The 26,259-nt window shown below is 56.1% G+C and carries 19 protein-coding genes; 14 read left to right on the plus strand and 5 right to left on the minus strand.

The window, feature by feature from the left end; translation table 11 throughout:
• Nucleotides 1–110: 110 nt before the first annotated feature.
• Entirely contained in the window at nucleotides 111–410 is a 300-nt protein-coding gene (locus P3C52_RS01515) for a DUF2756 domain-containing protein (protein ID WP_275553463.1), read from the minus strand.
• Between the two features lie 203 nt (nucleotides 411–613).
• On the opposite strand from P3C52_RS01515, the gene ggt reads away from it, so the two are divergent.
• Nucleotides 614–2,362, plus strand: a complete 1,749-nt coding sequence (gene ggt / locus P3C52_RS01520) for a gamma-glutamyltransferase (RefSeq protein WP_275553464.1) — start codon at nucleotides 614–616, stop codon at nucleotides 2,360–2,362.
• A 105-nt stretch (nucleotides 2,363–2,467) separates the two neighbouring features.
• Here the strand turns inward: ggt and P3C52_RS01525 are convergent, their stop codons facing one another.
• On the minus strand, nucleotides 2,468–2,995 hold the full coding sequence (locus tag P3C52_RS01525) for a GNAT family N-acetyltransferase (RefSeq protein WP_275553465.1): 528 nt from the start codon (nucleotides 2,993–2,995) through the stop codon (nucleotides 2,468–2,470).
• Nucleotides 2,996–3,345: 350 nt separating this feature from the next.
• Between P3C52_RS01525 and P3C52_RS01530 the strand changes: the two genes are divergently transcribed.
• The 4 genes from P3C52_RS01530 to gntU all read left to right on the plus strand — a co-directional run bounded on the left by P3C52_RS01530 (nucleotide 3,346) and on the right by gntU (nucleotide 7,226).
• Entirely contained in the window at nucleotides 3,346–4,041 is a 696-nt protein-coding gene (locus P3C52_RS01530; RefSeq protein ID WP_275553466.1) for a pirin family protein, read from the plus strand.
• 164 nt (nucleotides 4,042–4,205) lie between these two features.
• Nucleotides 4,206–5,201, plus strand: a complete 996-nt coding sequence (gene gntR, locus P3C52_RS01535) for a gluconate operon transcriptional repressor GntR (protein ID WP_275553467.1) — start codon at nucleotides 4,206–4,208, stop codon at nucleotides 5,199–5,201.
• Nucleotides 5,202–5,339: 138 nt separating this feature from the next.
• Entirely contained in the window at nucleotides 5,340–5,876 is a 537-nt protein-coding gene (gntK, locus tag P3C52_RS01540; protein ID WP_275553468.1) for a gluconokinase, read from the plus strand.
• A 9-nt stretch (nucleotides 5,877–5,885) separates the two neighbouring features.
• Complete coding sequence (gene gntU, locus P3C52_RS01545; RefSeq protein WP_275553469.1) at nucleotides 5,886–7,226, plus strand: gluconate transporter; 1,341 nt, start codon at nucleotides 5,886–5,888, stop codon at nucleotides 7,224–7,226.
• A gap of 139 nt (nucleotides 7,227–7,365) precedes the next feature.
• Here gntU and P3C52_RS01550 read toward each other — a convergent pair whose 3' ends face one another.
• A complete protein-coding gene (locus tag P3C52_RS01550; protein ID WP_275553470.1) occupies nucleotides 7,366–7,959 on the minus strand; it encodes a YhgN family NAAT transporter in 594 nt (197 codons plus the stop codon).
• A 261-nt stretch (nucleotides 7,960–8,220) separates the two neighbouring features.
• Here P3C52_RS01550 and asd point away from each other — a divergent pair, with 261 nt between their 5' ends.
• The 6 genes from asd (at nucleotide 8,221) to glgP (ending at nucleotide 19,124) form a co-directional block, all read left to right on the plus strand.
• Nucleotides 8,221–9,327 carry an aspartate-semialdehyde dehydrogenase gene (gene asd, locus P3C52_RS01555; RefSeq protein WP_275553471.1) on the plus strand — a complete coding sequence of 369 codons (1,107 nt, stop codon included), beginning with the start codon at nucleotides 8,221–8,223 and terminating at the stop codon, nucleotides 9,325–9,327.
• Between the two features lie 356 nt (nucleotides 9,328–9,683).
• On the plus strand, nucleotides 9,684–11,870 hold the full coding sequence (glgB, locus tag P3C52_RS01560) for a 1,4-alpha-glucan branching enzyme (protein WP_275553472.1): 2,187 nt from the start codon (nucleotides 9,684–9,686) through the stop codon (nucleotides 11,868–11,870).
• Nucleotides 11,867–13,852 carry a glycogen debranching protein GlgX gene (glgX, locus tag P3C52_RS01565; RefSeq protein WP_275553473.1) on the plus strand — a complete coding sequence of 662 codons (1,986 nt, stop codon included), beginning with the start codon at nucleotides 11,867–11,869 and terminating at the stop codon, nucleotides 13,850–13,852. The genes glgB and glgX overlap by 4 nt, the downstream gene beginning before the upstream one ends.
• A 10-nt stretch (nucleotides 13,853–13,862) precedes the next feature.
• Nucleotides 13,863–15,155, plus strand: a complete 1,293-nt coding sequence (gene glgC, locus P3C52_RS01570; RefSeq protein WP_275553474.1) for a glucose-1-phosphate adenylyltransferase — start codon at nucleotides 13,863–13,865, stop codon at nucleotides 15,153–15,155.
• A 67-nt stretch (nucleotides 15,156–15,222) separates the two neighbouring features.
• Nucleotides 15,223–16,656, plus strand: coding sequence for a glycogen synthase GlgA (glgA, locus tag P3C52_RS01575; RefSeq protein WP_275553475.1), 1,434 nt, complete (start codon nucleotides 15,223–15,225; stop codon nucleotides 16,654–16,656).
• Nucleotides 16,657–16,676: 20 nt separating this feature from the next.
• Complete coding sequence (gene glgP, locus P3C52_RS01580) at nucleotides 16,677–19,124, plus strand: glycogen phosphorylase (protein WP_275553476.1); 2,448 nt, start codon at nucleotides 16,677–16,679, stop codon at nucleotides 19,122–19,124.
• A gap of 89 nt (nucleotides 19,125–19,213) precedes the next feature.
• Here glgP and glpD read toward each other — a convergent pair whose 3' ends face one another.
• On the minus strand, nucleotides 19,214–20,722 hold the full coding sequence (glpD, locus tag P3C52_RS01585; protein ID WP_275553477.1) for a glycerol-3-phosphate dehydrogenase: 1,509 nt from the start codon (nucleotides 20,720–20,722) through the stop codon (nucleotides 19,214–19,216).
• Nucleotides 20,723–21,001: 279 nt separating this feature from the next.
• Between glpD and glpE the strand changes: the two genes are divergently transcribed.
• The 3 genes from glpE to P3C52_RS01600 are packed head-to-tail and all read left to right on the plus strand — an operon-like array spanning nucleotide 21,002 to nucleotide 23,014.
• Nucleotides 21,002–21,331: a thiosulfate sulfurtransferase GlpE gene (glpE, locus tag P3C52_RS01590; protein WP_275553478.1), complete on the plus strand. Its 330-nt coding sequence runs from the start codon at nucleotides 21,002–21,004 to the stop codon at nucleotides 21,329–21,331.
• A 39-nt stretch (nucleotides 21,332–21,370) separates the two neighbouring features.
• Entirely contained in the window at nucleotides 21,371–22,195 is an 825-nt protein-coding gene (gene glpG, locus P3C52_RS01595; protein ID WP_275553537.1) for a rhomboid family intramembrane serine protease GlpG, read from the plus strand.
• Nucleotides 22,196–22,255: 60 nt separating this feature from the next.
• Entirely contained in the window at nucleotides 22,256–23,014 is a 759-nt protein-coding gene (locus tag P3C52_RS01600; protein ID WP_275553479.1) for a DeoR/GlpR family transcriptional regulator, read from the plus strand.
• 154 nt (nucleotides 23,015–23,168) lie between these two features.
• On the opposite strand, the gene malT is transcribed toward P3C52_RS01600, so the two are convergent.
• On the minus strand, nucleotides 23,169–25,886 hold the full coding sequence (gene malT / locus P3C52_RS01605) for an HTH-type transcriptional regulator MalT (protein ID WP_275553480.1): 2,718 nt from the start codon (nucleotides 25,884–25,886) through the stop codon (nucleotides 23,169–23,171).
• Between the last annotated feature and the right edge of the window lie 373 nt (nucleotides 25,887–26,259).

The raw sequence follows: 26,259 nt of genomic DNA on the forward strand, positions 1-26,259 counted from the left end.
AAACGTGAGTAATGTATTAGGTTCCACTAACGAAGCGAAAAGCCGGGTGTGACGCAGAATTTCTGATAACCAGCGGTTCTGGTCACTACAATCCGGCTTATGACAGCGCGTTACTGCGTATTGTTTTGATAAACCGGCGGCGGCGTATTGCTGCCGGGCTGAGACTGCTGAACGCGCTGCTGCGTGCTGTTGCGCTGCTCCTGCATCCGGCGCTGCATCTGCTGCGTTTGTTGCTGCTGATCCTGACGCAGCTTGTTCTGTTGCTGCTGCTGTCGCGTCTGCATTTGATTTTGCAGGCGCTGCTGGCTGGGATTGTAGCCTGGCTGGTTAGGATTGCTGTTGTTGTTCAACATATTGGCCATGCCGCTAAGCGGTAGCAGGGCGATAAAAACCATTAATAACTTTTTCACTGTTCATTCTCCTTCAATGGCAACGCTGCGGTGACGACGCCGGAGCGGCATCGCTCTCTGTTGCCCTATCTAAGTTTAACTCACCCGACGCGTTCGGCCTGTCAACGGACGCTAATTTGCGTTAACACTCGCTTTTTATCGTTATTTTGTGCAAGTTTAGAAAAAGTAAACACAATGTAAACAACAATAAAGCGGGTGATGATATGCAGAAAAAAGTGAAGGGATGGCAGTTAACCGCTGCGTTGCTGACGCTGTTGTGGGGCGGTTCGGCGTCGGCACTGGTACAGAACGCGCCGCCGGTTTCCTATGGCATCGAGGCGGATACGTTCCATCCGGTAAGGGCGAAGCAGGGCATGGTGGCTTCCGTGGACGCGACGGCCACCCAGGTCGGCGTAGATATTCTGCGTCAGGGTGGCAATGCGGTGGATGCCGCCGTGGCAGTAGGTTTTGCGCTGGCAGTGACCCATCCACAGGCGGGCAATCTGGGCGGCGGCGGCTTTATGCTGCTGCGTACGGCTTCCGGGCGTACCACCGCCATCGACTTCCGTGAAATCGCGCCCGCGCGCGCCAGCCGGGATATGTTCCTGGATAAACAGGGCAATGCCGACAGCAAGTTATCCCTCACTTCGCCGCTGGCTTCCGGCACGCCCGGCACGGTAGCGGGCTTTGCGCTGGCGGCGCAGAAATACGGTACCCTGCCGCTGAGTAAACTGGTGCAGCCTGCGGTTGAGCTGGCGCGGAAAGGAATTATCGTCAACGATGCGCTGGCGGATGATTTAAATACCTACGGCAAAGAGGTGCTGCTTTCACACGACAACAGCAAAGCGATTTTCTTCAAACCAGACGGCACGCCTTATCAAAAGGGGGAACGGCTGGTACAGGCAAACCTGGCGCACAGCTTGTCGCTGATTGCGCGTCAGGGCGCCGATGCGTTCTACAAGGGTGAAATCGCTGACCAGATTGCGGCAGAAATGGCACAGCACGGCGGCCTGATTAACAAAGCGGACCTGGCAGCCTATCGCGCAGTAGAGCGTCAGCCGATCGGCGGCAACTATCGCGGCTATGAGGTCTTTTCCATGCCGCCGCCATCCTCCGGCGGTATTCATATCGTGCAGATCCTGAATATCCTTGAAAATTTCGACCTGGCAAAAATGGGCTTCGGCAGTGCCGATGCGATGCAGGTAATCGCTGAAGCGGAGAAATATGCCTACGCCGATCGCTCGGAATATCTTGGCGATCCCGATTTTGTGAAAGTGCCCTGGCAGGCACTGACCAGCAAAGCCTACGCGAAATCGCTGGCTCAACAAATCGACCTGGCGCAAGCGCGTCCTTCCGATCGCATCAAGCCGGGCAAGTTGGCGCCATATGAAAGCAATCAAACCACGCACTTCTCGGTGGTGGATAAAGCAGGCAATGCAGTCGCGGTAACCTATACGCTGAACACCAACTTCGGCAGCGGCATCGTCGCGGGCAGCAGCGGTATCTTGCTGAACAACGAAATGGATGATTTCTCCGCCCGTCCCGGCACGCCAAATGTCTACGGCCTGGTTGGCGGCGAAGCGAACGCCGTGCAGCCTGGCAAGCGTCCGCTCTCGTCAATGTCGCCAACAATTGTAGTGAAAGATGGCAAGACCTGGCTGATTACCGGCAGCCCGGGCGGCAGCCGTATAATTACTACCGTGCTACAAATGGTAATTAACAGTATCGATTTTGGGATGAACGTCGCCGAAGCGACAAATGCGCCGCGTTTTCACCATCAGTGGCTGCCGGATGAACTGCGCGTTGAGAAAGGTTTCAGTCCCGATACGCTGAAACTGCTTAGCGCCAAAGGGCAGAACGTCAAAGTCTTACCGGCCATGGGTAGCACGCAAAGCATTATGATCGGGCCGGACGGCACGCTGTACGGCGCCTCCGATCCACGCACGGTAGATGATCTTACCGCCGGATATTAAACCTCGAGCCGTGTCGGAGGCGCTATGCTGACACGGCTTATCTGCATGAAATAACGGTTGTCTCTCGCAATACCGATGCCTTTGCTGATCTGCGCATGCGCGTACTCAATCTCCGGCAAGCGAAGTGGCGTCCTTTAAGGCTCTACGCAGCCGCGCCATATAATAAATGTCCACCATCTCGCCTGCGCGCAGCGCATAGTGAGATGCCGTACCCTCAATGACAAAGCCAAATTTTTTATACAGCCCCACTGCCGCTTTATTATCGGTATAAACCGTCAGCTCAATACGTTCCACGTTCAGCCAGCCATCGCATAACGCGATCATGGCACGCATCAGCGCCTGCGCAACGCCTTTACCGCGCTGCCTGGCAACAACGCCCAGGCCAAAGCTGGCGCTGTGGCGTCGACGCGGCGACTGACTCACTTCCAGCGTTAAATTTCCGGCCACCTGATTATCAATGCAGGCCACCAGCTGATACTGACCCGGCTGCGGGTGGGCAATGCGATCCTGCCAGCTCTGCAATGAAGGCCAGGGAATCTGCAACGTATCGCTAAAGGTGCTTTCCTGCGCATAGATCTGTTGCAGCGCGCGGGCATCCTGCGGTTCAACATGTCGGATGATAATTTCGCTCATGTTATATTCCTGTTATAAAAGGGCTTTGTCGTTAACATTCAGCGGAATCCGCTAAAAAATCAATTAATTTCCCGTCTGGGGGTTTACAGACGAGAATGATAATGATTATTATTGTCATGCACTCCAGCGAGGCCGGCATCGGTTTCCTGCGAAGGCACGACATTGCTCACATTGCTTCCAGTATTTCTTAGCCAGCCCGGGTGCTGGCTTTTTTTTATCCTGCATTTTTCCTCAAACCTTATTGCCTGCATAAACCGTTCACTTTTTTTGAACAGAGGCGTGAAGTTTTTCAGCTATCATTCGCATCGCTCCGGCCCCAGACTACAAAAAAACATTGAGGAGCATTGAACATGATTTATGTACGCAACGCACAAGAGCGCGGACATGCTAACCACGGCTGGCTCGATAGCTGGCACACTTTCTCCTTCGCGAATTATTACGATGTCAACTTTATGGGCTTCTCGGCGCTGCGGGTGATTAACGAAGATGTGATCGCCGGTGGCCAGGGTTTTGGCACGCACCCGCATAAAGATATGGAAATTCTGACCTACGTGCTTTCTGGCACCGTGGAGCATCAGGACAGCATGGGTAATAAAGAACAGATCCCGGCGGGCGAATTCCAGATCATGAGCGCCGGTACCGGCGTGCGTCACTCGGAATATAACGCCAGCAGCAGCGAGCCGCTGCATCTTTATCAGATCTGGATTATTCCTGAAAAAACCGGCATCGAGCCGCGTTACGACCAGCGCCGTTTTGCCGATGTACAGGGCCGCCAGCTGATTCTGTCGCCGGATGCGCGCGACGGTTCGCTGAAGGTTTACCAGGATATGACGCTGTCGCGCTGGGTGCTGAAAGCGGGTGAGAGCGACAGCATTACGCTGGATCCGACGCGCCGCATCTGGATTCAGGTGGTTAAAGGTGACGTGCAGGTTAATGACCAGCCGGTCTCCACTAGCGATGCGCTGGCCATTTGGGAAGAAAGCGCGCTGACGCTGCAGGCCAGCAGCGATGCGGAAATCCTGCTGTTCGATCTGCCGCCGGTATAATGCTGGCTCAGGCTGCCGTCGGGGAAAACGCCCCACGGCAGCTTTTTTTTATCCGCTTATCATCAATGCGCCGACGGCATCTGGCCCGGCGCGCTTTCCCTACTCGTTACCACACCGCTTTTTTTGTAAACTCACTGTCATCTCCCTCTGGCCTGCGAATGATAATGAAGAAAAAAAGACCCGTCCTTCAGGATGTTGCCGACCGTGTCGGCGTGACGAAAATGACCGTCAGCCGCTATCTCCGTAATCCGCAGCAGGTCTCCGCCGCGTTAGGCGCGCAAATCGCCGTGGTGCTGGATGAGCTGGGCTACATTCCTAATCGCGCGCCCGATATGCTTTCGAACGCTACCAGCCGCGCGATTGGCGTGCTGCTGCCTTCGCTGACCAACCAGGTATTTGCCGATGTGCTGCGCGGTATCGAAACCGTTACCGACGCGGCGGGCTATCAAACGCTGGTTGGTCACTTCGGCTATAACCCGGAAAAAGAGGAGCTACAGCTGCGTTCGCTGCTGGGCTGGAATATCGACGGGCTGATCCTTACCGAGCGTACCCATACGCCAGCCAGCCTGCGCATGATCGAAACCGCCGGTATTCCGGTGATTGAAATGATGGACAGCGTATCCCCCTGTCTGGATATGGCGGTGGGCTTCGACAACGTCGAGGCGGCGCGGCAGATGACGCAGGCCATTCTGGCGAAAGGGCATCGACACACCGTTTATCTTGGCGCGCGCCTTGATGAGCGCACGCTGCAAAAGCAGAAAGGCTACGAACTGGCGATGCGCGAAGCGGGGCTGGTGCCGCGCAGCGTGATGATGGAGGAAGCCTCTTCCTTCAGCGCGGGCGCCATGCTGTTGTGCGAAGCGCGTCGGCGTTATCCGCAAACTGACAGCCTGTTCTGCACCAATGACGATCTGGCGATTGGTGCTATGTTTGAATGTCAACGCCTGGGATTACGCGTCCCGCAGCAGATGGCGATTGCCGGTTTCCACGGGCACGATATTGCTCACGTGGTGACGCCGCGTCTGGCGACGGTGTTAACGCCGCGTGAACGGATGGGAAGCGAGGCGGCCGCGCTGCTGCTGGCGCGTATTGGCGGTGATACCAGCGTGCATCAGCCTGTTGATGTCGGTTTTGACATCGAGGAAGGGGAGAGCATCTGAATCTGATGTTTTTTTGAACCTGCTCACACTTCCAGGCTTTTCCTGGCAGACAGGTTGCGCTGATGAACGCAGGTACCGAGAATGGGTGCGCTAATGTTATCGGTAACATTAGCATTTCATCTGCCGGAGCAAATAACAATGCAAAATCAGTCGCCGTCACATCACGTCTTTATTTTGATGGGCGTATCAGGCAGCGGTAAATCTGCCGTTGCCTATGAAGTCTCGCATCAGCTGAAAACCGCGTTTCTCGACGGCGATTTTCTGCATCCACGCGCCAATATCGAAAAGATGGCCGAAGGCCACCCGCTGAATGATGAAGATCGCCGCCCCTGGCTACAAGCGGTTAACGATGCGGCATTTGCTATGCAGCGCACGCAGGCCATATCGATCATCGTCTGTTCCGCCCTGAAAAAAAGCTACCGCGACATCTTGCGCCAGGGTAACGACAACCTCTCCTTTATCTATCTGAAAGGCGATTTTGAAACAATCGAAGGTCGCCTGAAGGCGCGCAAAGGTCATTTCTTTAAGCCGCAAATGCTGGTTTCACAGTTCGCTACGCTGGAAGAGCCGGGCAGCGATGAAAGTGATGTGCTGGTGGTGGATATTAATCATTCCCTGCCAGAAGTCGTTGCCGCCACTATCGCTACCGTTGAGGGTGCGATCAAAAAGGACTAGTTGTTTCTGATGAGTACCGCAACCCTGGTTTTAACTGCAGCAGGCTCGGTTTTACTGCTGCTGTTTCTGGTGATGAAGGCGCGTATGCACGCCTTTGTTGCCCTGATATTAGTGTCGTTTGGCGCCGGTCTGTTTTCTGGCATGCCGCTGGATAAAATCGCGGAAACCATGCAGAAGGGCATGGGCGGCACGCTCGGCTTTTTAGCCGTGGTGGTGGCGCTGGGCGCGATGTTCGGCAAAATCCTTCATGAGACCGGCGCGGTCGATCAAATTGCCGTTCGGATGCTGAAATCTTTCGGCGAAAGCCGGGCGCATTATGCGATGGGCATTGCCGGTCTGATCTGCGCGCTGCCGCTGTTTTTTGAGGTGGCGGTAGTATTGCTGATTAGCATCGCCTTCGCCGTGGCGCGCCGCACCGGCGATAACCTGGTAAAACTGGTGATTCCGCTGTTCGCAGGCGTGGCGGCGGCCGCGGCGTTTCTGCTGCCTGGCCCGGCGCCAATGCTGCTTGCCTCGCAGATGCATGTCGATTTTGGCTGGATGATCCTGCTGGGGCTGTGCGCGGCGCTGCCCGGTATGCTGATCGCCGGGCCGCTGTTCGGCAACTTTATCAGCCGTCACGTCAGTTTTAACGTGCCGGAAGAGGTGGCGCAGCCGGAGGTGGAGCAGCATAAGCTGCCGTCGTTCGTCTTTAGCCTGTCGCTGATTCTGTTCCCGCTGGTGTTGGTCGGGCTGAAAACCATCGGCGCGCGTTTCACTGAGGAAGGCTCGCGGCTGTATGAATGGCTGGAATTTATTGGCCATCCTTTTACCGCCATTCTGTTGGCGCTGCTGCTGGCGATTTACGGTCTGGCCTGGCGTCAGGGCATGGATAAAGAGAAGGTGATGCAGGTGTGCAGTAGTGCGCTGCAGCCGGCGGGCATTATTCTGCTGGTGATCGGCGCAGGCGGCGTATTTAAGCAGGTGCTGGTCGATTCCGGCGTTGGCCCGGCGCTGGGCAATGCCTTAACTGGCGCGGGTCTGCCGATTGCGCTGGCCTGCTTTATTCTTGCCGCCGCGGTGCGCATTATTCAGGGATCGGCGACGGTGGCCTGTTTAACGGCGGTCGGCCTGGTGATGCCGGTCATCGAGCCGCTGCATTACAACGGCGCGCAGATGGCGGCGCTGTCGCTCTGTATCGCTGGCGGATCGATTGTGGTCAGCCATGTGAATGACGCCGGTTTTTGGCTGTTTGGCCGCTTTACCGGCGCGACCGAGGCGCAAACGCTGAAAACCTGGACGCTGATGGAAACCATTCTGGGCACCGTCGGCGCCATTATCGGCATGATCGCTTTCCAACTGCTCTCCTGATCGATGCGGGCGGATAAGTTATCCGCCCGCCGTTATTTCCTGCGCAAGTCCTTTCTCTGTAACCACCGGTCCTTATTTATCCGTGCCGTAACTTCTTTTGCCGCTGATGGTACAGGACGCGATTCTCTGCACAGGCGCGTTAAATCTTCAGGTAGGCGCGAATGCCGTCGAGGAACATCTGGGTCGCCAGCATAATCAGAATCAGCCCCATCAGACGCTCCAGCGCGTTGACGCCTTTGTCGCCCAGCAGGCGCAGAAACAGGCCGGAGAGCAGTAAAATCACTACCGTAATGCCCCAGGCGCACAGCAGCGCGCCGACCAGATAGCCCATCTGATTGGGATACTGATGGGAAAGCAGCATCAGCGTGGCGAGCAGCGACGGCCCGGCCACCAGCGGAATCGCCAGCGGCACCAGAAAAGGTTCTTCACCAACCGGCAAGCCGGTGCTGTTGCTCTCCGCTGAGGGAAAAATCATTTTAATGGCGATCAGGAACAGAATAACGCCGCCGGAAATGGAAACCGTTTCGGTACGCAGGTTAAGAAACGCGAGAATTTTTTCGCCGGCAAATAAAAACAGCAGCATGATCCCCAGCGCAATCAGCATTTCGCGAATTAATACCGCGCGCCGCCGTTTCGGCTCCAGATGCTTTAAAACCGACATAAAAATCGGCAAATTGCCGAGCGGGTCCATAATCAACAACAATAATATGGTCGCGGAGATCATTTCAGTCATTTATTTTGCTCTTTATCCTTGAGTGAGCAGCGCCGTTATTAGCAGTGCTGTTGAAAAGATTAACCTCAATCGAATTAATTCACTTGCCAGCAGTGCTGCATTTTGTAGAGTTGATGGTCACAGGTAAACCAAATTTTCTCTGGCGGGCTTCGCTTTCTGGCGAACCGATATTTTTACTCTTCAGACAGTCAGGCGCTACCCAACATGATGCCGCCGTTTCGGCAGTGCAGCATGGCACCGGTAGCCTGTAGCAGGTGTGCAATGAAAAATGTAGGTCTTATTGGTTGGCGCGGTATGGTCGGCTCGGTGTTGATGCAGCGCATGAGCGAAGAGCGTGATTTTGACGCGATTCGCCCGGTATTTTTCTCCACGTCCCAGCACGGCCAGGCCGCGCCGACAGTGGGTGGTCACGGCGGAACTTTGCAGGATGCGTATGATATCGAGGCGCTGCGCGCGCTGGATATTATTATCACCTGTCAGGGCGGCGATTATACCAGTGAGATTTACCCGAAGCTGCGCGCCAGCGGCTGGCAGGGCTACTGGATTGACGCCGCTTCGACGCTGCGCATGAAAGATGACGCGATCATTATTCTCGATCCGGTTAACCACCAGGTGATTCGTGAAGGGCTGGATAAAGGCATCAAAACCTTTGTCGGCGGCAACTGCACCGTCAGCCTGATGCTGATGTCACTGGGCGGCCTGTTTGCGCAGAATCTGGTGGAGTGGGCATCCGTGGCGACCTATCAGGCAGCGTCTGGCGGCGGCGCGCGTCATATGCGCGAACTGCTGACGCAGATGGGTATGCTGCACGATCACGTTGCGCCAGAGCTGCAGAATCCGGCGTCGGCAATTCTCGATATTGAACGCAAGGTCACTGAATTTACCCGCTCTGGCACGCTGCCGGTTGATAACTTCGGCGTTCCGCTGGCGGGCAGCCTGATTCCGTGGATCGACAAACAGCTGGAAAACGGCCAGAGCCGCGAAGAGTGGAAAGGCCAGGCGGAAACCAACAAGATCCTCGGCACACAGCAGACCATTCCGGTGGACGGCCTGTGCGTCCGCGTTGGCGCGCTACGCTGCCACAGCCAGGCCTTTACGCTGAAGCTGAAAAAAGATCTGCCGCTGGCGGAAATCGAACAGCTGCTGGGCGCCCATAATGAATGGGTGAAAGTGGTGCCTAACGATCGTGAACTGACGATGCGCGAACTGACGCCTGCGGCGGTCACCGGCACGCTTTCCACGCCGGTTGGACGCCTGCGCAAACTGAACATGGGACCGGAATATCTCTCCGCCTTTACCGTTGGCGATCAGCTGCTATGGGGCGCCGCCGAACCGCTGCGTCGCATGCTGCGTTTGCTGGTAGATTAACCCGTTATCGCCCTGTGCTGCATTTTGTGCCATAGGGCAAATTTCCCTCTGACAACCGCATTTCCTGCGTTTGCAAAATACTGGCGTAAATTTAATCTCCAGGTGATCCATCTCCTCTTTTTGGCATCATGAAAATTATTTTGTGCAAAGTCCGCAAGCTTATGGTTTGCCTTGTCTATGCTTAGCATGACCGTTTTTGTTTTCTGTTTCGAATATTAAAAGTTGATGTGCGCGGCAACGCTTTTTCCAGGGAAAGTTGCGGCTCTGTTGGCGCGCGCATGGCTCATTGAAGAGTAGTCAGGCTAACGTCCTCCTACGTTAAAGTTTCGGCTACCGTAAATCACAGGAAGAAAGTCATGTCAGAGCTCCCGGATCGCCAGGCGATCAATGCGATTATTGAAGGTCATTACGCTGACCCGTTTTCACTGTTGGGAATGCACCAAACCAGCAACGGACTCGAAGTCCGTGCGCTGCTGCCTGATGCTTCTGAAGTGTGGGTAATCGAAACCAGCACCGGTCGCAAATGCGCCCAGTTAAAATGTCTCGATTCCCGCGGCTTTTTTCACGGCGTGATACCGCGTCGAAAAAATCCGTTTCGCTACCAGCTTGCCGTTACCTGGCACGGCGAACAAAACCTGATTGACGATGCCTATCGCTTCGGCCCGCTGCTGCAGGAGCTGGACAGCTGGCTGCTGGCGGAAGGCACCCATCTGCGGCCCTACGAGACGCTGGGCGCCCATGCCGATGTGATTGACGGCATCAGCGGCACCCGTTTCCTAGTTTGGGCACCGAACGCCCGCCGCGTCTCGGTGGTCGGCGATTTTAACTACTGGGATGGCCGTCGCCATCCGATGCGCTTTCGTCGGGAAATTGGCGTCTGGGAACTGTTCGTGCCTGCCGCACGCAATGGCCAGCTCTACAAATATGAAATCATCGACCAGCATGGACATTTGCGCCTGAAATCCGATCCTTTCGCGTTTGAATCGCAAATGCGGCCGGACAGCGCTTCGGTGATCTGCGGGCTGCCGGAAAAAGTGGCGATGCGCGAAGATCGCAAGGCCGCTAACGCCTTTGATGCGCCGATCTCTATTTATGAAGTGCATCTGGGATCGTGGCGTCGTCATACCGATAACAACTTCTGGCTGAGCTATAAGGAGCTGGAAGAGCAGCTGATCCCTTACGTGAAAGAGATGGGCTTTACCCATATTGAGCTGATGCCGATTAACGAGCATCCGTTCGACGGCAGCTGGGGCTATCAGCCGGTAGGCATGTACGCGCCGACGCGCCGCTTCGGTACGCGCGATGAGTTTCGCCACTTTGTCGCTGCTGCGCACGCCGCTGGCCTGAATGTAATCCTCGACTGGGTGCCTGGCCATTTCCCTTCCGATGATTTCGGCCTGGCGCAGTTTGACGGTACCGCGCTCTATGAGCATGAAGATCCGCGCGAAGGCTATCACCAGGACTGGAACACGCTGATTTACAACTACGGTCGGCGCGAAGTCAGCAACTACCTCGCCGGTAACGCGCTCTACTGGCTGGAGCGCTTCGGCATTGACGCTCTGCGCGTGGATGCGGTGGCGTCAATGATCTATCGCGACTACAGCCGTCCGCAGGGCGAGTGGGTGCCGAACCATTTCGGTGGCCGCGAAAATCTCGAAGCAATTAATTTTATCCGTTACACCAACCGGATGCTGGGACGCAACGCGCCTGGCACGGTCACCATTGCTGAAGAATCTACCGACTTTCACGGCGTGTCGCGGCCGCCGGAGGCGGGCGGGCTGGGCTTCTGGTTTAAGTGGAATCTGGGCTGGATGCACGACACCCTGGATTACATGAAACTCGATCCGGTGTACCGCAGCTATCATCACCACAAGATGACCTTCGGCATGCTCTACAACTACACCGAAAACTTTGTGCTGCCGCTGTCGCACGATGAAGTGGTCCACGGCAAAGGCTCGATACTCGATCGTATGCCGGGCGACACCTGGCAGAAATTTGCCAACCTGCGCGCTTACTACGGCTGGATGTGGGCTTTTCCGGGCAAAAAGCTGCTGTTTATGGGCGATGAGTTTGCACAGGGCAGAGAATGGAACCACGACAGCAGCCTCGACTGGCATTTGCTGGAAGGGGAGGATAACTGGCACAACGGCGTTCAGCGGCTGGTACGCGATCTTAACCATACCTATCGCCATTACGCGCCGATGCACCAGTGCGATTTCGAAGGCAGCGGTTTTGACTGGCTGGTGGTGGACGACTATCAGAACTCGGTCTTTATCTTCGCGCGCCGCGATCGCGAAGGGAATGAAATCATTGTCGCCAGCAACTTTACGCCGGTGCCGCGCGAAAACTATCGCTTCGGCATCAACCAACCGGGCGGCTGGCGCGAGGTCATCAATACCGACTCGGCGCACTATCACGGCAGCAACAGCGGCAACGGCGGTGTGGTCTGGAGCGATCCATTACCGAGCCATAACCGTGAGCATTCACTGACGCTGACGTTGCCGCCTCTGGCAACCATTTGGCTGGTCAGGGAGGCGGAATGAGCCATCTGCGTACGGGACAACCTGAACCTCCTGGCGCAACCTGGGATGGCGCAGGGGTGAACTTTACGCTGTTTTCACAACACGCACAGCGCGTGGAACTCTGCCTGTTTGATGATAACGGGGTTGAGAGTCGTTATGACCTGCCGTCGCACACCAACGCTATCTGGTACGGCTATTTTCCCGATCTGAAGCCGGGCCAGCGCTATGGCTACCGTGTGCATGGCCCGTGGGCGCCAGAGCAAGGGCATCGTTTTAATCCGGCGAAGCTGCTGATCGATCCCTGCGCCCGCGCCGTTGAAGGCGAAGTGACGGACGATGCGCGATTTTACGGCGGCGAATGGCAGCGCGACGAGCAGGATAACGCGGCCATTGCGCCGAAAAGCCTGGTGGTCGCGGACGATTTTAACTGGGGCGACGATATCGCGCCGCGCGTGCCTTGGGGCCAGACGGTGATTTACGAAGCGCACGTACGCGGCCTGACGAAGCGGCATCCGGAAATTCCGGAAACGCAGCGCGGTACTTACGCGGCGCTGGGGCATCCTGCTATTGTCAACTATCTCACCGCGCTGGGCATTACCACGCTGGAGCTACAGCCGATCGCGCAGTTTGCTGACGAGCCGCGTTTGCAGCAGATGGGGCTGCGTAATTACTGGGGCTACAACCCTTATGCGCTCTGGTCGGTTGAGCCGCGTTACGCCTCCGGCGAAGGCGGACGCAGCGCCCTGCAGGAGTTCCAGCAGGCGGTAAAAACGCTGCATGCTGCCGGCATCGAAGTGGTGCTGGACGTGGTGTTTAACCATACCGCCGAACTGGAGGAGATTGGCCCGACGCTCTCGCTGCGCGGCGTGGATAACGCCAGCTACTACTGGCTGACCGACGACGGCCATTACCACAACTGGACCGGCTGCGGAAACACGCTCAATCTCAGCCATCCGCAGGTGATGAACTGGGTACTCGACGCTTTACGCTATTGGGTCACGGTATGCCACGTCGATGGTTTTCGTTTCGACCTGGCGCCGGTGCTGGGCAGAACGCCCGACTTTCATGCCGATGCGCCTTTCTTTCGGGCGATAAAAGCCTGCCCGATTCTGTCGCAGGTGAAGCTGATCGCCGAGCCGTGGGACATCGGGCCGAACGGCTATCAGGTTGGGCGCTTTCCCGCGCCCTTTGCAGAGTGGAACGACTGTTTCCGCGACGATATGCGTCGCTACTGGCTGCACGGCGAACTCTCCAACGGCGAGTTCGCCCGCCGTTTTGCCGCCTCCAGCGACCGCTTTCAGCATGACGAGCGTTTGCCTTCTGCCACGGTGAACCTGATTACCGCGCACGATGGTTTTACGCTGCGCGACCTGCTGAGCTTTACGCGCAAGCGTAATGAAGCGAACGGCGAAGATAACCGTGACGGGCATAACAGTAACTTTAGCCATAACCACGGCAGCGAAGGATTAACGGTATCGCTTAACGTGCTGGAGCGCCGCCGCCGGAGCGCGCACGCGCTGCTGACCTCGCTGCTGCTGGCGCAGGGCACGCCGATGCTGCTGGCCGGTGATGAACACGGGCACACGCAGTACGGCAACAATAATGCATTTTGTCAGGATAACGAACTGACCTGGTTTGACTGGAAAAACCGGGACGAAGGTCTGTGCGCCTTTACCGCCGCGCTGATTCATTTGCGCCGGCAGATCCCTGCGTTGACGCAGGATCGCTGGTGGGCGGAAGGCGACGGCAACGTTCAGTGGCTCAACGCGCAGGCGCAGCCGCTGAATGCGCAGGAGTGGGAACAGGGCGCGCATAAGCTGCAAATCCTGCTTTCCGAATGCTGGCTGATCACAATAAATGCGACGCAAGACGTGAGCGAAATATCTCTACCAGACGGAGAGTGGCGCGCTGTTCCTCCTTTTGCCGGGGAAGATAACCCAGTCCTGTCTACTGTCTGGCACGGGCCCGCGCACGGCGTGTGTCTGTTCCAAAAGCAATTATAAGGAGTCAGACATGGTCAAGTTAGAACGTACCGAACACCTGATGCTGGCGAGACAACTGCCAACGCAAACTGTAGCCCTCATTCTGGCAGGCGGACGCGGCACGCGCCTGAGAGATTTGACCGCCACGCGCGCCAAACCAGCGGTTCACTTCGGCGGCAAATTCCGCATTATTGATTTCGCCCTGTCGAACTGCATTAACTCCGGCATTCGACGCATCGGCGTGATTACGCAGTACCAGTCGCATTCGCTGGTGCAGCATATTCAGCGCGGCTGGTCATTCTTCAATGAAGAGATGAATGAGTTTGTCGATCTGCTCCCGGCGCAGCAGCGTTTCTCGACTGAACACTGGTATCGCGGTACCGCCGATGCGGTTACGCAGAACCTCGATATTATTCGCCGTTACGATGCGCAATATATCGTGATCCTGGCGGGCGACCATATCTACAAAATGGACTATTCGCGCATGCTGCTGGATCACGTGGATAACAATGCGCGCTGCACCATTGCGTGTCTGCCGGTACCGATTCACGAGGCCACGGCGTTTGGCGTCATGGCGGTGAATGAACAAAACCGCGTGGTGGATTTTGTTGAGAAACCGGCGCAGCCGCCCTCTATGCCCGGCGATGAAACCCAGGCGCTGGCCAGCATGGGCATTTACGTCTTTAACGCCGACTATCTTTATCAGCTGCTGGAGGAAGATCTGGAAACGCCCGGATCCAATCACGACTTCGGCAAAGATTTGCTGCCGAAAATCGTCGCCAGCGGCGAAGCATTGGCTCACTCTTTTACGCTCTCCTGCGTACAGAACGATGAAGACGCCGTGCCTTACTGGCGTGACGTCGGGACGCTGGAAGCCTACTGGCGCGCCAACCTCGATCTTGCCTCCGTAACGCCGGAGCTGGATATGTACGACCATGAATGGCCCATTCATACCTATATGGAGCCGTTGCCGCCCGCCAAGTTTGTCCAGGATCGCTCCGGCAGCCACGGCATGACGATGAACTCGCTGGTCTCCGGCGGCTGCATCATTTCCGGCTCGGTGGTGGTGCATTCTGTTCTGTTCTCGCGTGTGCGCGTGAACTCGTTTTGCAATCTTGATTCAGCCGTGCTGCTGCCTGATGTGGTTGTCGGACGCTCCTGTCGTCTGCGCCGCTGCGTTATCGATCGCGCCTGCGTCATTCCCGAAGGAATGGTGATCGGCGAGAACCCTGACGAAGACAGCCGCCGATTTTACCGTTCAGAAGAGGGAATCGTGCTGGTAACGCGCGAAATGCTGGCCAGGTTGGCCGACACTTCCGCCTGACCGACGAAACAGTAATACAAATAATCTGCGCGAGGATCGCGCCAGATTTCCGTTAAAGGAGCCGAGAATGCAGGTTTTACATGTCTGTTCAGAACTCTTCCCGCTGTTAAAAACCGGCGGGCTAGCTGATGTGGTGGGGGCATTGCCGGCAGCCCAGATAGCAGAAGGAATGGATACGCGCGTTTTACTTCCTGCGTTTCCTGATCTGCGCAAGGGTATTACCGACACGGAAGTCGTCGCTGAGCTGCAAACTTTCGCAGGCCCGGTCAGGCTGCACTTTGGACATTTTAATGGGGTCGGCATTTATCTGATCGAGGCTGAGGAACTGTACGATCGGCCCGGCAGCCCCTATCACGATGAAAACCAGTTCGATTACCCGGACAACTATCTGCGCTTTGCGTTGCTCGGCTGGATGGGATGTGAAATGGCCTGCGGGCTGGATACCAACTGGCGGCCAGACATCGTGCATGCGCACGACTGGCACGCCGGACTGACCTGCGCCTATTTAGCGGCGCGCGGTCGTCCGGCGAAGTCGGTGTTCACCGTACATAACCTGGCGTACCAGGGGCTGTTCTACGCGCATCATATGGATGAAATCCAGTTGCCGTGGTCGTTTTTCGATATGCACGGGCTGGAGTTCTACGGGCAAATCTCTTACCTCAAGGCGGGACTGTTCTTTGCCGATCATATTACGGCGGTGAGTCCCACCTATGCGCGCGAGATTACACTGCCGGAATATGGCAACGGCATGGAGGCGCTGCTGGCCGAGCGGATGCGCGAAGGTCGGCTGAGCGGCATTCTCAACGGCGTCGATCCGCTGATTTGGGATCCCGCCCACGACCTGTTGCTAAACGCTCGTTACAACCGCGATACGCTGGATGCCAAGGCGGAAAACAAGCGCCAGTTGCAGATTGCGATGGGCCTGAAGGTGGACGACAGCGTGCCGGTTTTTGCGGTGGTCAGCCGTTTAACCAAACAGAAAGGGCTGGATCTGGTGCTGGAAGCGCTGCCGAGCCTGCTGGAGCAGGGCGGGCAACTGGTGTTGCTCGGTGCGGGCGATGCGGTGCTGCAGCAGGGCTTCCTGGCGGCGGCGGCGGAAAACCCTGGCAGCGTCGGCGTACAGATCGGCTATCACGAAGCCTTCTCCCACCGCATTATGGGCGGCGCGGATGTGATTATGGTGCCGAGCCGCTTTGAACCGTGCGGCCTGACGCAGCTCTACGGTCTGAAGTACGGCACGCTGCCGCTGGTGCGGCGTACCGGCGGCTTGGCGGATACGGTTAATGACAGCTCGCTGGAAAACCTGGCGGACGGCATCGCCAGCGGCTTCAGCTTTGAGGACAGCAACGCCTGGTCGCTACTGCGCGCGATCCGCCGTTCGTTTGTCTTGTGGTCCCGTCCTTCTCTGTGGCGCTACGTTCAGCGTCAGGCGATGGCGATGGATTTTAGCTGGCAGGTGGCTGCACAGGCCTACCGGGATCTTTATCAACGGTTGTTGTAACCTGATTTGGGATACTTGCTATGAACGCACCTTTTACCTATGCCTCACCCACGCTGACGGTCGAAGCGTTAAAGCACTCTATTGCCTATAAGCTGATGTTTACGCTGGGTAAAGATCCTTCCGCCGCCAATAAGCACGAATGGCTGAACGCCTCGCTGCTGGCGGTGCGCGATCGTATGGTAGAGCGCTGGCTGCGATCCAGCCGCGCTCAGCTCTCGCAGGATGTACGCCAGGTTTACTATCTGTCGATGGAATTCCTGATGGGCCGCACCTTATCTAACGCTTTGCTGGCGATGGGGATCTATGAAGATCTCAGCCTTGCGCTGGAGGAGATGGGGCTTGATCTGGAAGAGCTGATTGATGAGGAGAACGATCCCGGTTTAGGGAACGGAGGTTTAGGGCGTTTAGCTGCCTGTTTCCTGGATTCGCTGGCAACCTTAGGTTTGCCGGGCCACGGCTACGGCATCCGGTACGATTACGGCATGTTTAAGCAGAATATTGTCGATGGCCGTCAGGCGGAATCGCCAGATTACTGGCTGGAATATGGCAATCCCTGGGAGTTTCAGCGTTTCAACACCCGTTATAAAGTGCGCTTCGGCGGCCGTGTACAGCACGAAGGCGCGAAAGTGCGCTGGCTGGAAACGGAAGAAGTGCTGGCGATGGCCTACGACCAGATCGTGCCGGGCTTTGATACCGACGCTACCAACACGCTGCGGCTGTGGAGCGCGCAGGCCAGTAACGAAATCAACCTGGGTAAATTCAACCAGGGCGACTACTTTGCGGCGGTAGAAGATAAAAACCATTCGGAGAACGTGTCGCGCGTTCTCTATCCTGATGATTCCACTTATTCAGGGCGTGAGCTGCGTCTGCGTCAGGAGTATTTCCTGGTATCGGCCACGGTGCAGGATATCCTTAACCGTCACTGGGAGATGCATCAAACCTTCGACAATCTCGCCGATAAAATCGCTATTCACCTGAATGATACCCATCCGGTGCTGGCGATCCCGGAGCTGATGCGTCTGCTGATCGATGAGCATAAGTTCAACTGGGATGACGCCTTTGAAGTGGTGTGCCAGGTATTCTCTTATACCAACCACACCCTGATGAGCGAGGCGCTGGAAACCTGGTCGGTGGATATGATCGGCAAAATCCTGCCGCGTCATCTGCAAATCATTTTCGAAATTAACGACTACTTCCTGAAAACTATCCAGGATCACTACCCGGAAGACTGGGAGCTGCTGTCGCGTATTTCCATCATTGATGAAAATAACGGGCGTCAGGTGCGCATGGCCTGGCTGGCGGTGGTAGTCAGTCACAAGGTGAATGGCGTCTCAGAGCTGCACTCCAACCTGATGGTGCAATCGCTGTTTGCTGATTTTGCCCGGCTGTTCCCTGGCCGCTTCTGCAATAAGACCAACGGCATCACGCCGCGCCGCTGGCTGGCGCTGGCGAATCCGGCGCTTTCCGAGGTGCTGGATGAGGTGATTGGTCGTCACTGGCGTACCGATCTTAGCCAGCTGGAGGAGATCAAACCGCAGATCGATTTTCCTGCCTTTATCGAAAAGATTGCCGATGCCAAGCTGGAGAACAAAAAGCGGCTGGCCGCCTGGGTAGCGAAAAACATGGATATTGTACTGGATCCGAACGCGCTGTTTGACGTGCAGATCAAGCGTATCCATGAATATAAGCGCCAGCTAATGAACGTGCTGCACGTGATTACGCGCTATAACCGCATCAAGGCCGATCCCAACGCCAACTGGGTGCCGCGCGTAAACATCTTCGCCGGTAAAGCGGCCTCTGCTTACTATATGGCGAAGCACATTATTCACCTGATTAACGATGTGGCGCAGGTAATCAATAACGATCCGCAGGTGAAAAATAAGCTGAAGGTGGTGTTTATTCCCAACTACAGCGTCAGCCTGGCGCAGATCATTATTCCGGCCGCCGATCTTTCTGAGCAGATCTCGCTGGCGGGCACCGAGGCTTCCGGTACCAGTAATATGAAGTTTGCCCTTAACGGCGCGCTGACGATCGGCACGCTGGACGGCGCGAATGTTGAAATGCTGGAGCATGTAGGCAAAGAAAATATCTTTATTTTCGGCAATACCGCCGATCAGGTGGAGAAGCTGCGGCGCGAAGGCTACAACCCGCGCCAGTATTATGAAAAGGATGAGGAGCTGCGCCAGGCGCTAACGCAGATTGCGACCGGCGTCTTCAGCCCGCAGGAGCCGGGACGCTATCACAATATCTACGACGCGCTGATAGGGTTGGGCGATCACTATCAGCTGCTGGCGGATTACCGCAGCTATGTGGATACCCAGGATAAAGTGGATGAGCTGTATCGTCAGCCGGATGAGTGGCAGCGTCTCGCCGCGTTGAATATCGCTAATATGGGCTATTTCTCCTCGGATCGTACCATTCAGGAATACGCCGACGAGATTTGGCATATTAAGCCTATCCGCCTGTAGTTTCTGGCCTGCCAATAAAAATCCCCCGGTCAGCAGAGCGCTAATCGGGGGATTTATTTTTGTTGACTATGGCTGGCGCAAAGCCCGGTTTATGACGCCAGCGACAGCGCGGGCTTTTTGCCGTGCGTCGCCAGCCACTGCGCGACGCGCGCCTGCTGAGCGTCACTCAGCCACATGCCAAGCTTGGTGCGACGCCAGATCGCATCATCCAGTTCGCGTACCCATTCGTTTTCCATCAGGTAACGCAGCTCGGCCTCATAAAATTCATGACCGAAATCTTCGCCCAGATCCGCCAGCGAAGTGGCGTTTTGCAGGATAATTTCGCTATTGCTGCCGTAGGTGCGAGCGTAATGACGCGCCATGCCTTCGCTAATAAAGGCATAGCGACGACGCAGGCTGGCAGCATAATCTTCACGCGTACCGGCAATATCGCCGCCAGGCAGCACTGCCGTTTTGGTCCATGCCGGGCCGATATTGCTGTAATACCTGGTCAGCTTTTCCACCGCGTGTTCAGCCAGCTTACGATAGGTCGTCAGCTTGCCGCCAAATACCGACAGCAGCGGCGCCTTACCATTATCGTCTCGAACATCCAGCGTGTAATCGCGGGTAATGGCCTGCGGCGAATCCGATTCGTCATCGCACAGTGGACGCACGCCGGAATAGGTCCAGACGATATCGCTACGCTCCAGCGGCTTTTTAAAGTGCGCGTTGTAGACTTTCAACAGGTAGTCGATCTCTTTATCGTCAATTTTCACCTGCTTGGGATCGCCTTTATATTCCACGTCGGTGGTGCCGATAATGGAGAACTCGTCCATCCACGGAATCACAAACACGATACGGTGATCTTCGTTCTGCAGAATATAAGCCTGCTTTTCGGTATGTACGCGCGGCACCACGATATGGCTGCCTTTAATCAGGCGGATGCCATAAGGCGATTTCAGCTTCAGGCCATCGTCAAACAGCTGTTTAACCCACGGGCCGGCGGCATTCACCAGGCCTTTGGCGCGCCAGGTATAGGTTTTACCGCTATCGACATCTTCCGCTTCCACCATCCACAGGTCGTTTTCACGCCAGGCGCGGGTAACACGTGTGCGGGTACGTACTTCGCCGCCGCGCTTGACCACTTCCTGCGCGTTCAACACCACCAGGCGGGCATCATCGACCCAACAGTCGGAATATTCGAAACCGCGCGTGATTTCCGGCTTTAACACCGAATCCGCGCCAAAACGCAACCCTTTACTGCCCGGCAGGCTGGTGCGTTTGCCTAAATGGTCATACATAAACAGGCCGGTGCGGATCATCCAGGCCGGACGTAAATGCGGGCGGTGCGGCAGACGGAAGCGCATCGGGAAAGCGATGTGCGGCGCCATTTTCAGCAGCACTTCGCGCTCGGCCAGCGCTTCGCTGACCAGGCGGAATTCATAATGTTCAAGGTAGCGCAGGCCACCGTGAATAAGCTTCGAGCTGGCAGAAGAGGTCGCGCAAGCCAGATCCTGCGCCTCCAGCATCAGCACTGACAGTCCGCGTCCTGCGGCATCGGCCGCAATACCGGCACCGTTGATGCCGCCGCCGATAACGATCAGATCTTTGGTTTCCACGTCATCTCCTCCGATGTTCGGAATAGTTCGTCTATGTTCGTTTTCGAGCATAATAATAATCGCAAACCAACATTGATGCCAGCTTTAACCCAATAAAAACATCTTAGCGTGATTCAGTTAACATTATTCGTCCGGCACCGCCGCATTAACCCTGCAGCTGGTTGGGTTATAGTTACGTTGGTTCACGGTACAATGAAAAAATTCACAGCTGAAAGGCGGCGATCCTGATAAAGGAAGCGGGCCGTCGGCTTATCGCACCACCTTGATTCGGAATCCGGTATGGAACAATTTGAATGTATTAGCGTTGAAATGGCGCAGCAGCGTCTGGCTGAAGGCGAAGCGCTGCTGGTCGATATTCGCGATCCGCAAAGCTTTGAGGCCGGACATGCGCAGGGCGCATTCCACCTGACCAACGGCACCTTGAACAATTTTATGCAGCAGGCGGATTTTGATCGGCCGGTGCTGGTGATGTGCTATCACGGCAACAGCAGCAAGGGCGCGGCGCAGTATCTGATTAATCAGGGATTCGATCAGGTTTACAGCATTGACGGCGGCTTTGATGCCTGGCGAGCGGCCTTTCCACAGCTGGTCGAAACGCAAACGGAATAAGCGCCGCGCCTTACCATTACACTCAGGAAGCGAGTAATGATACGACTGACTCAGTTTACTAATCCGCGCATGGCGCAGGCGTTCGTTGACTATATGGCGACGCGCGGCGTCACGTTGCATATCCAGCACGACGAACAATTTATTTTGCTGCTGGAGGATGAGACGAAACTGGAAATGGTCGAAAACGAACTTGAACAGTTTGTTCGCGATCCTTTTCATCCGCGCTACCAGGCCGCCAGCTGGCAGAGCGGCAGAACCGACAGCGGCATTCATTACCAGCGCGCCAGCCTGCTGGCCAACTTGCGTGAACGCGCCGGGCCGCTGACTATGCTGCTCGGCATCGCCTGCATTGCTGTGTTTATCCTGATGCAGATTGTGGGCGACCGCACCGCGTTGGCATGGATGGCCTGGCCTGCGGACAGTTCGCAATATTTTCAGCTGTGGCGCTGGTTCAGCCATGCGCTGCTGCACTTCTCGCTGCTGCACCTGGTGTTTAACCTGATGTGGTGGTGGTATATCGGCGGGGCGATTGAGAAACGGCTCGGCACCGGAAAACTGTTTGTGATTACGCTGATTTCCGCGTTGCTGAGCGGTTGGATGCAGGCGAAATTCAGCGGCGTTTGGTTTGGCGGATTATCCGGCGTGGTGTATGCGCTGATGGGCTATGCCTGGCTGCGAGGCGAGCGCGATCCCGAAAGTGGCATTTTCCTGGAGCGCGGTTTGATGGCTTTCGCTATCCTGTGGCTGGTCATTGGTTATTTTGGCGCATTTGGCATGGCGATCGCCAACGCCGCACATGTTACCGGCCTGGTGGTCGGGCTGGCGATGGCGTTTGTTGATACGCGCAAGGTGCGCAAAGGTTAATGTCCGAATTTGCCAGGCTGCTGGCGCAGCCTGATGCCGCGCTATTAACAGGAGATTTATGTGAAGCAGACGCAACGTCATGACGCCATTATCGATCTGGTCCGGCGTCAGGGGTATGTGAGTACCGAAGAGCTGGTGGAACATTTTGACGTCAGTCCGCAAACCATTCGCCGCGATCTGAACGACCTGGCCGACCAGAATAAAATTCAGCGGCATCACGGCGGCGCGGCGCTGCCTTCCAGTTCAGAAAATACCGCCTGGCAGGATCGTAAGATGATGTGGTCGGCGGAAAAGGCGCGCATTGCCCAGCGCGTTGCCAGCCAAATCCCCGACGGCGCCACGCTGTTTATTGATATTGGCACTACGCCGGAAGCGGTGGCGCACGCGTTGATGAATCACAGCGATCTGCGCATCGTGACCAATAACCTGAATGTCGCCACGCTGCTGATGACCAAGCCCGACTTCCGCCTGATTATTGCCGGCGGCGAAGTTCGCACCCGCGACGGCGGCATTATGGGCGAAGCGACGCTCGATTTTATCTCCCAGTTCCGCCTTGATTACGGCATTCTCGGCATCAGCGGAATTGATATGGATGGGTCGCTGCTGGAGTTTGACTATCACGAAGTGCGCACCAAGCGGGCAATTATTGAGAACTCCCGCTGTGCGATGCTGGTGGCCGACCACTCTAAATTTGGCCGTAACGCGATGGTCAACCTGGGAAATATGAGCCTGGTGGATTATCTGTTTACCAATGAAATGCCGCCCGCCAGCGTGATGAAAGTAATCGAACAGCATGAAGTGCATCTGGAGTTGTGCTGAGATCGCTTCACCTTAGCGGAAGCAGTATCACAAAAAAGCCGCGTCTGATAAGGCGCGGCACTCTCAATGACAACTCTCTCATTCCATCACCGATCAATGCAGTGCGGGACTGTATGACGTGAGGAAAATTGACCACCACAACTCGCGCAAGCAATCACGCCACGCTCATGCCCATCAGATGCAGCAGATGCTGCGCCTGCTGCACTGCTTCCTGCCGGTGCATCACGCCAAGCTTCTGATAGAGATTACGAATATGGGTTTTGATGGTGGTTTGCGCCACTTCCAGCTCACCGGCAATCTGGTCGTTGCTGTAGCCGGAATAGATCAATCCCAGCACCTGCCATTCACGCTGCGTTAGCGGACTGGTGCGGATCAGCTCCGGTACCTGCGGATGCGTCAGCAGACGGCTGACAAAGCTTTCATCGAAATGGGCAAACTTATGGCGATGGTGCTGGTTAATATCGCGCAGAATACGCTGTGCCCGATGCTGCTCCAGCTCCGGCAACGTATGCAGCTGTAACAGCTGACGCAGCTGTTGCGCCATGGTTTCGCCTTCAATGACAAAATGGCTGATAAAGCCGGTGCGGTTCGCCAGCGTCAGCGCCTCAATCAGTGCCTGCTGCGCCTCGCTTTTACGTCCGGTCTGCCAGTAGAGCGCGTTCAGCAGTAGCAGGTTGCGATTGAGATCGCTGGTCAGCCGCAGCCGTCGGGCGCTTTCGTTCAGCTCATCCAGCACCACTTCCGCTTCATCATACTGGCCCAGCAGAATTTGCACGCGGGCGATATTGCGCCACTGGCCCTGCAAAAAGTGATTATCGGCGGTAGGCGGCTTCGGCGTCAGCCGCAGCCAGTTGGCGGCGGCATTTTTATCATTGGTCATCTGCCAGTAGATCACGCGCGGCTTGTCGGCGTTGGTTACCCAGTCGCTGTGATACTGGCCGTTGCCAAGCAGGTTTTCACAACGGATTAAATGACGGCGCGCGTTATCGAGATCGCCACGCGCCAGCGCGCATTTCGCCAGCATTGCCAGGCACTGAAGCTGCTGCTGCGGCTGGAAGTTAGCCAGCACCTCCAGCCCTTTACGTGCGGTCGCTTCTGCCTCGTCGAGACGCGCCCATGACCAGAGCAGCTGTGAGCGAATGCGCAGCAGAAACTCGTGCATCGGCAGCTGTTCCAGCCCCTCTTCATTAATCAGCGCAAATGCCTTTTCCTGAATGTCATAAGCGGTTTGCAGAAAGCCCTGAGCCAGCAGAATTTCGCTTTGCTGTAGCAGCGCCCAGAGCGCGTAGTGGCAGCTGTTATAGTGACGCGCCATTTCATCGGTTTGCTGCATGGTCGCCAGCGCCGCGTCCAGATCGCCCTGGCAGTGCAACACTTCGCCTTTTACCGAGGTGGCGACAATGCGGCTGTAATAATTGGCCAGCGGTAGATTCGCCAACGCCTGATTAGCCAGATGCTCCGCTTCTTCCGGTTTTCCGGCGTTAATCGCCACCTGCGCGCGCAGCGCATCAAACTCGGCGCTTAACACCGAGTCGATAGCGATTTGCTGCATCGTCATCTCTTCTTCGGCGCGTGCCAGCAGTAAGTTGACTTCGCCGTAACGATGCTGGCTCTGTGCCAGCCACGCCTGCAACAGAATCAGCCGTGGATTATCCACCAGCAATTGCCACGGCAGCGCTTTTAGTCCTTCTTCCAGCAAGGCCAGCTCGCTGTGATTAAACAGCGACCAGGCGTGATGCAGCAGGATATCGCGTAGCAGTTCGGTATCTTCGGCGGCCAGCGCGTGATGAATCGCTTCGCCCGCGTAGCCGAGCGCCATCCAGCCCTCCGCCGCCGCACGGTGCAGTTGATGCAGTTCACTGCTCAGCTCCCATTGGCAGCGCTGACGCAGGAAGCTGGCAAACAGCGGATGGAAATTAAACCATTTTCCGCTGTCATCCATGCGCTGTAAAAACAGCCCCTGGCGCTCTGTCTCCTCCAGCCTTAACTGCGCGTTCTCCTCGCCGGTCACGCGCGCAATCAGCATATCGTTCATCGAGCGCAGCACAGAACTACGCAGCAGGAAATGACGTGTCGCGCTATCGACGCAGTCCAGCACTTCATCCACCAGATAATCGGAAAGATGGCTGGCATTGATGCCCGCCAGACGTTGCGCGGTTTGATGCGTCGGCGTATTGGACTGGCGCTCCGTCAGGGCAATCAGCTGGAGCGCCGTCGCCCAGCCAGCCACTTCGTCGCACAGTCGCTGTGAGTCATCCGCACCTATCGGCCGCTGCAGACGGCAGTCAAAAAACTGTTTCGCCTCCTGCGGCGTGAAGGTTAACGACTGGCTGTTAATTTCCAGCAGCTGTTCGCGTACCCGCAGGTTGGCGATGCCCAGCGAAGGCAGATTGCGCGACAGAATAATCAGCGTCAGGTTTTCGGGCTGGTGGCGAATAAAAAAGCGCATAGCCTGATGAATGGCATCGTTGGTAATCAGATGGTAATCGTCAATCACCAGATAAAGCGGGCGTTGCCATTCGGAAAGCTCCACGAACAGCTGGGAAAAGAGCGCGCTAAGGCTGGCATACTGGCGTTTTTGCGCCAGCGCTTCGCTGCGTACGCAGTGCCCGTTGGTCGCCTGCTGCACTGCCGCCATAAAATAGTTAGCGAAGCGTTCCGGGTAGTTATCGCTCTCATCCAGCGAATACCAGCCGAGATCGCTCTTATTTGCTGCCCACTGCGCTACCAGCGTGGTTTTCCCATAGCCGGCGGGGCTGCTGATCAGCGCTAAACGGTAGTGCGCAATGTTCGCAAGTCTGGCTATCAAACGCTCCCGAACAATGGTGTTCTGAAGCCGCAGAGGACGGCTGAGTTTCGATGGTATCAGCATGGCGACACTTCATTGTGATGACATAGTAGGAAACAAAAAGAATTATTTCACGGTGTGTAATTAAGTACTTTCTGACTTGCTGCCTGCTAATGCAAGGAAGAGATCTGACCAGACTTCATTAAGTTGCACCTCATCACATTTCCTTATTGTTTTTTGACATTTTTCTGTACGAAAGCGAACAGAGTATAGCGCCGGTATAGCTGATTGCCGCTGCGCTGAACAGGTTTTCATGAGGTTTAAGAGAATGGCCAATTAATTCCCGCTGCTCTATTTTCAGTTCTCTGACTTATGAAAAGCGCTTTTTTTCTTATAAGCGACTTAACTTAACGAGCCCACGATCACACTTTTACCTACGCCCTGTGACTCCTCCCTG

The sequence above is a fragment of the Mixta sp. Marseille-Q2659 genome (genome assembly GCF_940807255.1).
Taxonomy (GTDB): domain Bacteria; phylum Pseudomonadota; class Gammaproteobacteria; order Enterobacterales; family Enterobacteriaceae; genus Mixta.